Source organism: Pantoea sp. CFCC18179 (assembly GCF_059412405.1).
The window spans coordinates 108598-122187 of sequence record NZ_JBNBPM010000010.1; the positions used below are offsets into that span (position 1 = coordinate 108598).

Sequence of the window (13590 nt, forward strand, 5' to 3'; positions counted from 1 at the left end):
TTCGACGTGGACTAGCTAGCCACTTACTGAGTATAGTCAGTAAGTTAGGTCCTGCCTTGAGAGATCTCTGAGAAGCTATTCACCATCGCGCCACAACGCTTGCAGCTCGGCGGGCGCAGACTGTTCCGGAATCAAAATCACCAGCGCACCGGCTTCGTGATGGGTGGCATAGGTAATCTGAATGCGGTAATAACGTTGATCGCCTCGGCCGATGTTGGCCGCCTGATCTTCCGGCTCGCCAAGCGGCAGCGCTTGTTCGAGCACCTCGCAAACGCGCTGTTTTTGCGGCTCTGGCAATTGCGCCAGCGCAAAGCGTCGTTCGCCGCGTAGTTTGGGGATAAAAGCGATACCGCCTTCACGTGCCAGTTCGATGATCGCGTCATCGGTGAGTTGAATGTTCACTTTACGCCTACCTGCTGCCAGGCGGATTGGATGGCGTCCGCCACTGATTGATTAAAGCGCGTACTGGCGTGCTTAACCGTGAAGCTGGCAAAGGTGCTGAAGTCGGCATCCTGTGGCAGCGTTTTATCGCACAACGTGTCATACCAGGCTCGTCCCGCCAATTCCCAGGCAAAGCCGCCCAACGCTTTAGCCGCAAGATAAAATGCCCGATTGGGAATGCCGGAATTGAGATGCACGCCGCCGTTGTCATCGCGCGTCTCGATGTAATGCGCCATATCGGCAGGCTGCGGATCTTTGCCCAGCACCGGATCGTCATAAGCGGTGCCGGGAGCCGACATCGATCGCAATCCTTTGCCATTGATGCCTTTTGCCAGCAAACCTTCACCGATAATCCAGTCGGCCTGATCGGCGCTTTGTTTAAGGTGGAACTGTTTCACCAACGAACCAAATACGTCAGACATTGATTCGTTTAAGGCGCCGGCCTGCTGGAAATAGATCAATCCGGCTTCGGTTTCCGTCACGCCGTGCGTGAGTTCATGCGCCACCACGTCCAGCGCGATAGTGAAGCGATTGAAAATCTCACCGTCGCCATCGCCAAACACCATCTGCTGGCCGTTCCAAAAGGCGTTCTGATACTCCTTGCCGTAATGCACGGTGCCATCAAGCTTCAGCCCTTTGTTATCCAGTGAATTACGTTGAAAGGTTTGCCAGTAGAAATCGTAGGTGATGCCGAGATAATTCCACGCTTCTTCGGCGGCGATATCACCGTTGCTCGGTTGACCTTCGTCGCGAATCAAGGTGCCGGGTAGATTTTGTGTGCCTTCACCATCGTAGATAGCGCGTAGCACGGTGCCGGGCTGGGCGGTGGTTACACTGGCGGGTTGGCGATTATGTTCGCCCATCAGTTGTTGCACGTGGGTGAGGGTGCGACGCGCGTAGTCTTGTTGCGCGCCAGAGCAGTTAGCAATGATATTACGCAGGATGTACGGAGGAATAACGCTGTGAGTCATACCAAACTCCCTGGCTGATGTATGTACCAGAAAGTATAGACCCGCGCGATCATATCGGGGCGGCCTTGGCCCGGCCGTTTAAGCGTCGGTTAAAGGCTTTTTACGGCGCGGCGCTTTTTGTGGCTCCAGTGCTGTTACCTGACTTTCCACCCAACCATCATCCAATCGGGTGCGCAGCAAATCACCTTTATGCAACTGCCTGGTTTTCTTCACCACCTGGCCCTGATTGTCAGTGGTGACGCTAAAACCACGCGCCAGCGTCGCCAAAGGACTTACACCTTCCAATTGCGCCGCCAGATTGCCAAAACGTTGGCGATTATGACTGAGTTGCTTTTCCATGCCTTGCTGCAAACGATAATGCCATTGCTGCAATTGTTGCTGGGCGCGCAGAATCCGGCCTTGCGGCTGCTGCGCATTGAGGCGTTGTAGCAGACGATCTTGCTGACGATTGGCGAGCCTCATGCGTTGATCCATCGCTTCGCCGAGACGACGCTGGAGCTGGAACAGCGCGGTTTGCTGTCGCGCCAGACGCAGTTGCGGATGCTGCTGCTGCAAGCGATGTTGAATGCGGGTAAAGCGCCGCTGCTGCTGCGCCAGATAGTAATCCATCGCCATTTCCATGCGCTGCTGTTGTGACTGCAAGCGGCGCAATAGTTCTAGCTGATTGCGGCTCACCAGCTCGGCCGCCGCAGAAGGCGTTGGCGCGCGCAGGTCGGCAACAAAATCGGCGATGGTGACATCGGTTTCGTGTCCCACCGCGCTGACGATCGGCAAGCGGCTGGCGAAAATCGCTCGGGCCACGCGTTCGTCATTGAAACTCCATAAATCCTCCAGCGAACCGCCGCCACGGCCAACAATCAACACGTCGCACTCATCACGTTGGTTAGCCAGTTCGATGGCGCGCACAATCCCAGCCGGCGCGTCTTCACCTTGCACGGCGGTGGGATAGATGATGACCGGCAATGAGGGATCGCGGCGATGTAGCACGCGCAGCACATCATGCAGCGCTGCGCCGGTCGCGGACGTGATCACACCTACCTGACGCGCCGGATCCGGCAACGGCTGTTTAAATTGCTGATCGAACAAACCTTCCGCCGCCAGGCGCGCTTTAAGCTGCTCAAATTGTTGTTGCAGTAAGCCTTCGCCAGCCGGATGCATGCTTTCGATAATCAGCTGATAATCACCGCGCGGTTCGTAAAGCGTAATGCTGGCGCGCACTAAAACCTGCTGACCATGTTGCGGACGGAAGGTGACGCGGCGATTGCTATTGCGGAACATCGCGCAACGCACTTGTGCGCCATCATCCTTTAGCGTGAAGTACCAATGGCCGGAAGAGGGCTGGGTAAAATTTGAGATCTCAGCGCTGAGCCACACCAGGCCCATCTCATTTTCCAGCAGTTGACGCACCGTGGTGTTCAGGCGACTAACAGTAAAAATATTGGCGGTTGGCGGTAGCGACATGTGATGTAGATCAAATTTTAAATCAGAGGGTTAATTAACCGATACTACCTTTCTGGCTCGCAGGATCAAGACTTTTTCTGAAAAAACACTGGAGGCAATCGGTTTCGGCCTGTATAATGCCGCGGCAATATTTTATCTGTTTTAATCGCCCCCAGGTGGAGATATTGCAATGTTAAGAATCGCTAAAGAAGCCCTCACATTTGACGACGTTCTGCTCGTTCCCGCTCACTCCACTGTCTTACCGAACACGGCTGATCTCAGCACTCAACTGACGAAAAACATCCGTCTGAACATCCCAATGTTGTCCGCTGCAATGGATACCGTGACCGAAGCCGGTCTGGCAATTGCATTGGCGCAGGAAGGTGGTTTGGGCTTCATTCACAAAAATATGTCGATTGAGCGCCAGGCTGACGAAGTGCGTAAAGTTAAGAAACACGAAAGCGGCGTAGTCACTGACCCGCAAACCGTGTTGCCGACTACCGCGTTGTCTGCGGTGAAAGAGCTGACCGAGCGTAACGGCTTTGCTGGCTATCCGGTGGTGAACACCGATAACGAATTAGTCGGCATCATTACTGGCCGTGACGTGCGTTTCGTTACCGATTTGAGCCTGCCGGTTTCTGCGGTGATGACACCGAAAGAGCGCCTGGTAACGGTGAAAGAGGGTGAAGCACGCGAAGTTGTGCTGCACAAAATGCACGAAAAACGCGTTGAGAAAGCGCTGGTGGTGGACGACAGCTTCCATCTGCTGGGCATGATCACCGTTAAAGACTTCCAGAAAGCTGAGCGTAAACCTAACGCCTGTAAAGATGCTGAAGGCCGTCTGCGTGTCGGTGCTGCGGTGGGTGCGGGCGCTGGCAACGAAGAGCGTGTTGATGCGCTGGTAGCTGCGGGTGTTGACGTGTTGCTGATTGACTCCTCACACGGCCATTCAGAAGGCGTGCTGCAACGCATTCGTGAAACCCGCGCTAAATATCCAAATCTCGAAATCATCGGCGGTAACGTGGCAACGGGCGCAGGCGCATTAGCGCTGGCCGAAGCTGGCGTGAGCGCGGTGAAAGTCGGTATCGGTCCGGGTTCAATCTGTACCACGCGTATCGTCACTGGCGTTGGCGTGCCACAGATCACTGCGGTTTCAGATGCGGTTGCTGCGCTGGAAGGCACTGGCATTCCGGTTATCGCTGATGGCGGTATTCGCTTCTCTGGCGACATTGCCAAAGCGATCGCTGCGGGTGCTGCTGCCGTAATGGTTGGCTCCATGTTTGCGGGTACTGAAGAATCTCCGGGCGAAATCGAGTTGTATCAGGGCCGTTCGTTCAAATCTTATCGCGGCATGGGTTCTTTGGGCGCGATGTCTAAAGGCTCTTCAGACCGTTACTTCCAGACCGATAACGCTGCGGATAAATTAGTGCCAGAAGGTATCGAAGGCCGCGTGGCTTACAAAGGTCGCCTGAAAGAGATCGTGCACCAGCAGATGGGTGGCTTGCGCTCTTGCATGGGGCTGACCGGCTGCGCCACCATTGACGATCTGCGTACTAAAGCGGAGTTCGTCCGCATCAGCGGCGCGGGCATCACCGAAAGCCACGTGCACGACGTGACCATCACCAAAGAGTCACCAAACTACCGCATGGGTTCATAATCCCGTAAAATTTAGCGCCCGGCACCCGCCGGGCGCTTTTATTATTAAGTCCATCCCAATGGAAACGCCTCAATGACGACTGAAAATATTCATAAACATCGCATTTTGATCCTCGATTTTGGTTCTCAGTACACGCAACTGGTTGCGCGCCGCGTGCGCGAACTCGGCGTTTACTGCGAGCTCTGGGCGTGGGATGTCACCGAAGAGCAGATTCGCCAGTTCAACCCGAACGGCATCATTCTTTCTGGCGGTCCGGAAAGCACCACCGAGCTGAACAGCCCGCGTGCGCCGGAATACGTGTTCAACGCTGGCGTGCCAGTGCTGGGCGTATGCTATGGCATGCAGACCATGGCGATGCAGTTGGGCGGCAAGGTTGAAGGTTCGAACGAGCGTGAATTTGGTTATGCGCAGGTGGAAGTTCTGACGCAGAGCGCTTTAGTGCGTGACATCGAAGATGCCATCAGCGCAGCCGGCAAACCGCTGCTGGATGTGTGGATGAGCCACGGCGACAAAGTCACCGCTATCCCAGCCGGCTTCGAAACCGTTGCCAGCACCGAAACCTGTCCGTTCGCCATCATGGCTAACGAAGAGAAGAAATTCTACGGCGTGCAGTTCCATCCGGAAGTGACGCACACGCGTCAAGGTCTGCGCATGCTGGAGCGTTTCATTCGTGACATCTGCGGCTGCGAAGCATTGTGGACGCCAGCCAAAATCATCGAAGACGCGGTTGAACGCATTCGTGAGCAAGTTGGCGAAGACAAAGTGATCCTCGGCCTGTCTGGCGGCGTGGACTCTTCTGTCACCGCGATGCTGTTGCACCGCGCCATTGGCGATCGTCTGACCTGCGTGTTCGTGGATAACGGTTTGCTGCGTCTTAACGAAGCGGAGCAAGTGCTGGAGATGTTCGGCGACCACTTCGGTCTGAACATTGTGCACGTTGCCGCTGAAGCGCGTTTCCTCGATGCGCTGGCAGGCGAGAACGATCCAGAAGCCAAGCGTAAGATCATTGGTCGCGTGTTCGTTGAAGTGTTCGACGAACAAGCGCTGCGTCTGGAAGAGGTTAAGTGGCTGGCGCAAGGCACCATCTATCCTGACGTGATTGAATCGGCGGCTTCAGCGACCGGCAAAGCACACGTGATCAAATCGCACCACAATGTGGGCGGTCTGCCGAAAGAGATGAAGATGGGCTTGGTTGAGCCGCTGAAAGAGCTGTTCAAAGACGAAGTGCGCAAAATCGGTCTGGAACTCGGCCTGCCGTACGACATGCTGTACCGTCACCCGTTCCCAGGTCCAGGCTTGGGCGTGCGCGTGCTGGGCGAAGTGAAGAAAGAGTACTGCGACCTGCTGCGCCGTGCCGATGCGATCTTCATCGAAGAGCTGCATAAAGCTGACCTCTACAACAAAGTTAGCCAGGCTTTCACCGTGTTCCTGCCGGTACGTTCTGTTGGCGTCATGGGCGACGGTCGTAAATACGATTGGGTAGTTTCACTGCGCGCAGTAGAAACCATCGACTTCATGACCGCGCATTGGGCGCACCTGCCATACGATTTCCTCGGCCGCGTCTCTAATCGCATTATCAACGAAGTTAACGGCATTTCCCGTGTGGTTTATGATATTTCGGGCAAACCACCGGCGACGATTGAGTGGGAGTGATTTTGCTCTGATTGTTCGCTACGAAGCCCGCTTGATGCGGGCTTTTTTTCTTTCATAAGTCTAAAACCAGCAATCGCATAGTTAGTGAATACAAACTTCCCCGTTTCGTAGCAAGATAGCCGATGATTTTTTACTCATCAGGATGCTGTCGATGCTGCCTTTCAAAGCTGTGCTGATCACTTTTCTTTGTGTCATTTTGCTCTCGCTAGGTGCCAGTTTGGCGCAGGCAACGCGCAGCGGTGAGTTAACCTCGGAACGCGGCGGTTGGGCATCTGCGCGCCGTGATTCGGCGGGCATCGCACCCAATCCACAGCGTTACGCCAGCGAAGCCATTGTGCAGGTTTACGCCGCGCCGACTTATGGCTGGAAGGGCGCAGTGGCGGTGCATCCGTGGATCATCTTTAAGCGCGCCGGTGAAACGCATTACAACCGCTATGAAGTGATTAGCTGGGGCAGCGGCGATAAGGTGCGTCGCAACAGCAATCTGCCTGATGGCTATTGGTATGGCGCCAAGCCGCGCTTGTTGGTTGATCATCGTGGCGCAAGTGCTGAAGCAATGATTCCGCAGATCGAAGCAGCGATTAAATCCTATCCGTGGCCCACCACTTATCACGCCTGGCCGGGGCCAAACAGCAACACCTTTATGGCGCACATTGGCCGTGAAGTTCCGGCGCTGAAACTCGATCTGCCCGCTAATGCACTTGGCAAAGATTATCGCTCGCTACTGAATCCAGTAGGATTGCCGCCATCGGGACGCGGCGTGCAGCTTTCATTGCTCGGTGTACTGGGCGTGACGGTTGGAGCGGAGGAGGGCTTAGAAGTGAACGTACTCGGTTTAAATATGGGCTTGGATTTCACGCCTTTCCGGCTGCGTCTGCCGTTTATCGGCGGTATTGGTCAGGATAATGTGCAGCGCGACAATCCTTAAAAAACGGCCCCGCAATGGGGCCGGATTTTTAGCAAACGCCAAAATCGCCGTCTTCGTGATACAGATTCACGGTATCGGCTTTCACTTCAATTTCGCGTTTGATCGGATCATCAATGCGCGCGCACCACAACGTATCGCCTTCTACACGCTGCACTAACATCTTCGGTCCACCGGTTTTTGACTGCACAAAATCATCCACTTTAAACATGCATCTTCTCCATCAGGTCAAGGTTGTTGCCAAAGTGTATATGCGCTCAGCACTGCGCGCGCCTGATTTTGTGCGCTAGTGATGCAATAAAAACACTGTCGCTAAACCCAGGAAGATAAAGAATCCGCCAGTGTCGGTGATGGCGGTGATCAACACGCTGGAACCGACCGCCGGATCGCGTTTCATTTTGGTCATGATTAACGGGATCAGCACGCCCATCATCGCCGCTAGCAACAGGTTGAGCACCATTGCCAGCATCATAACGCCGCCCAATTGCAGGTTGTCGTACATTAGCCAGGTGACGCCGCCCATGATGCCGCCCCAGAACAGGCCGTTGATTAATGCTACGCCGAGTTCACGCATGATCAGGAACGAGAAATTTCCCGGTTCGACCTGATGCAGCGCCAGCGCGCGCACAATCATGGTGATGGTTTGATTGCCGGTGTTCCCGCCGATGCCAGCCACAATCGGCATCAAGGCGGCAAGCGCGACCAACTGGGAAATAGTGGCTTCAAACAGGCCGATCACGCGCGAAGCGACAAACGCGGTGCACAGATTCACCGCCAACCACGCCCAGCGCTTGCCAACTGCTTTACGTACCGGCGCAAATACGTCTTCGCCCTGGCTAATCCCGCCCATTTTACGGATGTTGCTTTCGTTCTCTTCGTTAACCAAATCGACCACATCTTCAATGGTGATACGGCCAATCAGCTTGCCTTGCGCATCGGTCACAGCGGCGGAAATCAGGTTATAACGTTCGAAGGCGCTGGCGGCGTCTTCGGCTTTATCGTTGAGTTGGAAGGTGGTGGGATGCGAGTTCATCACATCGACAACCAGAGTTTTCGGCTTGTTAAGCAAGATATCGGTCAACGTTAACTCGCCAACCAACTGGTTCTGCTCATCGGTAATAAAGATTTTATCGGTGCCATCCGGCATCTTTTTGCCTTTACGCAGATAGCGCTGCACCGTAGCTAAGGTAACGTCCGAGCGCACCGTCAGGATGTTGAAATCCATGATTTGCCCAACGCGATCGCGATCCAGTTCAATCACGCTAAGCAAACGTGCGCGTAGATTCGGTTCCAGCGTGGTGAGCAGACGACCGGTTAAATCACGCGGCAAATAGCGCGCCAGATATACCTGATCGTCGATATCCAGCGGCTCAATTGCTAGCAGAATATCGCGATCAGACATTTCTTCCGTCAGGCTGGCCCAAACGGTTTCCGAGGCCTCAACCAGCACGCGACCGCGCTGTTCAGTCGGCACCAAACGCCACAGCGCCTGACGCTCCTCTTCCGGCAAGGCTTCAAGAATGTCGGCCAAATCCGCGGCGTGCAGTTGCTGAAGTTCATTCTCCAGCTGATGACGCCAATCGGTGATGTCACGCAACTCAGCCGCGTTGAGATCGACCGATTTATCCAGCAGAACATCGACTAAATCATGCTCATTGAGCAGTAAAGTCAGGATGTGATGACGGGTTTCAGCGAGTTTTTGTGCATGCGAAGCAGACATAACGCGTTCCTTGTGTCTGTAAAGTCAGCACACAGTGTAGCGCGTTGCGGGTAACAGGGCGTAAAAAGCAGCATTATCTCAATGAGTAATGTGCGTAAGCGACGAGAAATCGCGCGTTATTTAACGCGAATCGCTGCTGCTCTGTGAAACTGGCTGAGGAGTGGCATTCTTTTGCTGATGATGCTCGATAGCACCAGGAATGATGAAAAGCAGGCGGCCAAACAAGATTAAGAAACTGACCAGCAACACCACGCGGGTCATGGTGCCGGTTTTCGGACGTCTTCGTGCAGATATAGCGCTGTTCACGCGGGGTGGTTCCTATCATTACCCAACTGGGCGGAAGCGGTATTTAGGCATAGTTAGATCATCAAATCAATTGCTGTGTGAAAAATGAGCAAAAAACGCTAAAACAATTGATCGATATCAGACAATAAAACGGCCGCACAGGGCGGCCGTTTTCACTTGATACTGGCTTTCTGCGCCAGCAGCGTGGCGAAGCGGTACTTGATGCGGTTACCGTTTTCATCACGACGATGCAGTTCACCGACATCTTCGTTGTACTTCACGATATGCCAGTTGCGGTAGTAATGGCTCAATTCACCGGATTTAAACGCGAACGGGAAGTTCTGCGTGTTGGGATAATCGTCGGTGTTCATCGCCGCCACAATCAGGTTGTAGCCGTACTTGCGCGTGCTGGCTTGCATGTCGGCAATCAGCTGCGGGATAGTCTCCGGTTGCAAGAACATCATTACCACCGTCGACAGCACAAACTGGTAGTCACCGTTGAAGCGTACGCTATTGAGGTCGCACAATTCGGTGCGGATATGCTGCAACTGCTCTTCTGCAATGATGCTGTTCAAACGCTCAAGGCTCACGGGATTGCTGTCCCAAGCCGTTACGTCAAAGCCGTGCTGATTGAGGAACAGGCTATTACGGCCTTGACCGCAACCTAAATCCAGCGCTTTCCCCACTTCAAGATGAGGCAGGGCGGCAAGCACTTCGGAATGGGTTGGCGTCAGGCCGTATTTTTCAGCGAAATAGTTATCGGGGCGTGTTGTCATAACCAAACAACGGGCCAGCAGCCCGTTTTACTCCTCTTCCAGCATCAGTTTCCAGCCGGTGACATCATTCCAGTAAGCTTGCTCGCGCTCCAGATCCAGCTGAACCAGCGTATTCTGGCTCAGGTAGCCAGCCGGGAAAGTCAGCGTCCAATGACCGTCATCGGTGCTCAGTTTGAGCGAATCAGGTTTGGTGGTCGCCTGGCGCTGATTGTTCAGCAAGGTGCCAAGACGCAGCAGGAACACCATCGGCAGAAACTGTTTCTTTTTAAACAAGGTGAAACGTGGCATCTCATCCTGCTTCACCGCTTTTCGGTGATAGCGTACCAACGTTGCCAACAGCATCTGTTGATCCTGATTAAAGCCCGGCATATTGGAGTTTTGCAGGATGTAGGACGAATGGCGCTGCATGCCGCTGTGGTTGATGGTCAAACCGACTTCATGCAGCAAGGCCGCCCATTTCAGCAAGGCGGACAACTGTGGATTGGCTTGCTTTGGATTTTGATCCACCCATTGCAGATAAAGCTGTTCGGTGGTTTCCAGTACGCGACGTGCTTGATCACTATCAATCGCATAATGATTGGCCAGACTTTGTGCGGTACGGCTGCGAATATCCTGATGGCGGAAACGACCTTCCATTTCGTACAACACGCCTTCGCGCAACGCACCATCGGAAAGGCGCAGTTCGCGAATCGCGAGCGCATCAAACACACCACACAAAATCGCTAATCCCGGAACAAACACCGCTTTACGTTCTTCGGACAAACCCGGCAGGCTCAGCGCGTTAAACGATTTATGTTTCAGCGCTTCGGTGACCAGCAATTCCAGCGTTTCTGGGGTAATCAGCTTCTCTTTCTCGCCCATCGCCAACAGCACTTCGCAGGCGGCTTTGATCGAACCAGATGCGCCTAACGCGTATTGCCAGCCGTGCAGACGATATTGCCACGCCATGGTTTCCAGTTTTTGCGCCGCCGAAAGGCGCGCGCGACGGAAGTTTTCCGGCGAGATCTCTCCTTTCGGGAAGAACAAATTAGCGAAACTGACGCAGCCCATGCGGCGGCTTTCCACCAGTTGCGGCTCAAAGTCTTCACCAATCACCAGCTCGGTAGAACCGCCGCCGATGTCGATTACCAGCTTGCGGCCTTTTTCTGGCTGGGTGTGCTCCACGCCCATGAAGATCAGACGCGCTTCTTCATTGCCCGAAATCACTTCGATTGGATAGGGAATCACTTCCGCCGCGCGCTGCAAAAACTCTTCGGCGTTCGAGGCAATACGCAGCGTGTGCGTGCCGACAATCGTCACGTTGGTCGGGCTAAAGCCCTGCAAACGTTCAGCGAACAACGCCAGACAATTCAGCCCGCGCTCCATCGCTTCTTCGCTCAAGCGATTCTGCGCATCGAGGCCATCGGCCAGATGTACGCGCTGCTTCAGTCGTCCCAGCACTTGCATGGCACCATCGACCACACGGGCAATCACCATGTGGAAGCTGTTGGAGCCGAGGTCAATGGCCGCGAACTCCTGAGGTTTCGGCGTACTTTTATGAGAAATTGGCATAGGCGTTATTCGGGTTGTTCCAGTTTCTTGATGTAGTCGTAAATGGCCAGCTGCGAACGCACTTTTTTACGGTTGCCGCGCGGAACATAACGGTTACTCAGCTCTTTATCGACGATGCGGGCTTTCACCGTATCACTCAACAGAATGGCGATAATGTCCAGAATGCGCTGCTTCACGCCTGGATCGAGAATCGCCACGGCAACTTCAATTCGATGGTCGATGTTACGTGTCATCCAGTCCGCAGAAGAGAGGAACACCTTCTTCTCGCCGCCGTTCTCAAAAATATAGACGCGGTCGTGCTCAAGATAACGGTCAACGATGCTGGTGATGCGAATATTTTCACTGATGCCCGGCAAATCAGGGATCAGAGAACACATGCCGCGCACCAGCAGATTTATTTTCACGCCCGCAGATGACGCCGCATACAAACGATCAACCAAGCCGTTATCGACGAGGTTGTTAATCTTCAGCGTAATACCGGACGGCTTGCCTTGCTGCTGGTTGGCGATCTCCGCATCAATCAGCTTGTACAGCACATCACGCGAGTTCTGCGGCGAAACCAGCAGATGCTCGAAGGTCACTGGACGATACGGATTTTCAATGAAGTTGAACACGCGTCGCACTTCATTGGTGATGCGCGCATCGGCGGTCAGCAATGAATAGTCAGTATAAATGCGCGCGGTTTTTTCGTTGAAGTTTCCGGTGCCGATATGCGCATAGCGCACGATTTCTTCGCCTTCAAGACGGGAAATCAGGAACAGTTTGGCGTGAATTTTCAGGCCTGGCGCGGAGAAAATCACGTGCACGCCGGCTTCGGTCAGGCGTTTCGCCCAGCGAATGTTGGCTTCTTCATCGAAGCGCGCCTGCAATTCCACCACCACGGTGACTTTCTTGCCGTTATACGCGGCATGAATCATCGCATCCATGATGCGCGAGTTTTTTGCCACGCGGTAAATGTTGATCTTGATGGCCAGCACGTTCGGGTCGAACGACGCCTGGCGCAGCAATTCCAGCACATGCTCAAAGGTGTGATACGGATAGTAGAGCAGCACATCGCGGTTGCGGATGGCATCGAAACCGTTGCGGAAGCCGTCAAAGCCAATGTGGCGAATCTGCGGCAGCGGACGGTTTTCCAGATTGCTTTTACCGACGTTCGGGAAGCCGATAAAGTCTTTGAAGTTATGATAGCGTCCGCCCGGCACAATCGAATCGTAGTTGTCGATCGACAGCTTATGACGCAGCATTTCCACCATTGCATCCGGCATATCGCGCTGATAAACAAAGCGCACCGGTTCGGCGTTCAGACGCTGTTTGAGGCTGGATGACATCAGCTCCAGCAGGCTCGATTCCATTTCCGTGACTAAGTCGTATTCGGCATCACGCGTCATCTTCATCGAGTAAGCATTCAGCGCGTCGTAATCGAAGAAGCCTTTAAAAATATCATCAAGGCAATAACGCAGAATGTTATCGAGCAGAATCATTGGCTTGCGACGACGCGGCGATTCCGCTGGCAAGTTGATGAAGCGCGGCACTTTGTCGGACGGGATCTCCAGCAGCGCATAACGAATATCGTCGCCGCGAATGATCTCCACCGCCAAATAGGTGTAATCGTCTTTGAGGAACTCGATCAAATCGGTGTCGTGATTGATCAGAATCGGCGTAACGTGCTGGCGTAATTGATGTTTGAAGTAATAGCGCAGCCAATCTTGCTGATTCGGGGAGAGTTGGCGTTCGTTGATCAGGAAGATCTGATTTCGCGCCATTTCCAGCAGCAAATCGTTATACAGCGCATCAAATTCCTGATCGGATTTCTGCACGCGCAGTTGAATTTTCTTGAGTAAATGACGCAGTGAAGTCGGCTTCCCTTGCTCCTCACTGATCAAAATGCGCCGTTTTAAATCGGCAAAACGAACTTTGTAGAACTCTTCAAGGTTGTTGGAATAGATTCCCAGGAAGCGCATGCGCTCAATTAGCGGATTACTTTTGTCCGATGCTTCCTGTAACACGCGTTCATTGAAGCTTAACCAGCTTAATTCTTTTTCGATGTACAGCTTATCCTGACCCATTCTGACTCCGTGATGCTGTTACTGGACGGAACGTCCGACGGAAAATTCGCAAAAATGCGTTACCGTTCAGTGTCCGTCATCATTATGGCGAGAGTATGGCAAGCT

At 53.7% G+C, this 13590-nt stretch carries 12 protein-coding genes; 3 read left to right on the top strand and 9 right to left on the bottom strand.

Features of this window, described 5'->3' with window-relative positions:
* Window positions 1–75: 75 nt before the first annotated feature.
* The 3 genes from ACPUC7_RS18200 to xseA all read right to left on the bottom strand — a co-directional run bounded on the left by ACPUC7_RS18200 (window position 76) and on the right by xseA (window position 2873).
* Window positions 76–402: a protealysin inhibitor emfourin gene (locus tag ACPUC7_RS18200; protein ID WP_343552435.1), complete on the bottom strand. Its 327-nt coding sequence runs from the start codon at window positions 400–402 to the stop codon at window positions 76–78.
* Complete coding sequence (locus ACPUC7_RS18205; protein WP_494923960.1) at window positions 399–1412, bottom strand: M4 family metallopeptidase; 1014 nt, start codon at window positions 1410–1412, stop codon at window positions 399–401. The genes ACPUC7_RS18200 and ACPUC7_RS18205 overlap by 4 nt, the downstream gene beginning before the upstream one ends.
* Window positions 1413–1490: 78 nt before the next feature.
* Complete coding sequence (gene xseA / locus ACPUC7_RS18210; RefSeq protein ID WP_494923961.1) at window positions 1491–2873, bottom strand: exodeoxyribonuclease VII large subunit; 1383 nt, start codon at window positions 2871–2873, stop codon at window positions 1491–1493.
* A 169-nt stretch (window positions 2874–3042) separates the two neighbouring features.
* On the opposite strand from xseA, the gene guaB reads away from it, so the two are divergent.
* The 3 genes from guaB to ACPUC7_RS18225 all read left to right on the top strand — a co-directional run bounded on the left by guaB (window position 3043) and on the right by ACPUC7_RS18225 (window position 7090).
* Window positions 3043–4509: an IMP dehydrogenase gene (guaB, locus tag ACPUC7_RS18215; RefSeq protein ID WP_343552438.1), complete on the top strand. Its 1467-nt coding sequence runs from the start codon at window positions 3043–3045 to the stop codon at window positions 4507–4509.
* A 72-nt stretch (window positions 4510–4581) separates the two neighbouring features.
* Window positions 4582–6162 (top strand): glutamine-hydrolyzing GMP synthase, encoded by a 1581-nt coding sequence (gene guaA / locus ACPUC7_RS18220; protein WP_343552439.1) that lies wholly within the window; start codon window positions 4582–4584, stop codon window positions 6160–6162.
* Between the two features lie 151 nt (window positions 6163–6313).
* Window positions 6314–7090, top strand: coding sequence for a DUF3750 domain-containing protein (locus tag ACPUC7_RS18225; protein ID WP_494923962.1), 777 nt, complete (start codon window positions 6314–6316; stop codon window positions 7088–7090).
* A 28-nt stretch (window positions 7091–7118) separates the two neighbouring features.
* Here the strand turns inward: ACPUC7_RS18225 and ACPUC7_RS18230 are convergent, their stop codons facing one another.
* The 6 genes from ACPUC7_RS18230 to ppk1 form a co-directional block, all read right to left on the bottom strand.
* Window positions 7119–7298, bottom strand: coding sequence for a GDFGVC terminal motif YodC-like protein (locus ACPUC7_RS18230; protein WP_343552441.1), 180 nt, complete (start codon window positions 7296–7298; stop codon window positions 7119–7121).
* A gap of 75 nt (window positions 7299–7373) precedes the next feature.
* The gene (gene mgtE, locus ACPUC7_RS18235) at window positions 7374–8807 is read right to left on the bottom strand and encodes a magnesium transporter (RefSeq protein WP_494923963.1); all 1434 of its coding nucleotides are present in this window, start codon (window positions 8805–8807) and stop codon (window positions 7374–7376) included.
* A 120-nt stretch (window positions 8808–8927) separates the two neighbouring features.
* Window positions 8928–9113, bottom strand: coding sequence for a YfgG family protein (locus tag ACPUC7_RS18240; protein ID WP_343552445.1), 186 nt, complete (start codon window positions 9111–9113; stop codon window positions 8928–8930).
* A 152-nt stretch (window positions 9114–9265) separates the two neighbouring features.
* Complete coding sequence (tehB, locus tag ACPUC7_RS18245) at window positions 9266–9868, bottom strand: tellurite resistance methyltransferase TehB (RefSeq protein WP_494923964.1); 603 nt, start codon at window positions 9866–9868, stop codon at window positions 9266–9268.
* Between the two features lie 27 nt (window positions 9869–9895).
* Window positions 9896–11419: an exopolyphosphatase gene (ppx, locus tag ACPUC7_RS18250; RefSeq protein ID WP_343552447.1), complete on the bottom strand. Its 1524-nt coding sequence runs from the start codon at window positions 11417–11419 to the stop codon at window positions 9896–9898.
* Between the two features lie 5 nt (window positions 11420–11424).
* Complete coding sequence (gene ppk1 / locus ACPUC7_RS18255) at window positions 11425–13485, bottom strand: polyphosphate kinase 1 (protein WP_343552448.1); 2061 nt, start codon at window positions 13483–13485, stop codon at window positions 11425–11427.
* Window positions 13486–13590: the final 105 nt, after the last annotated feature.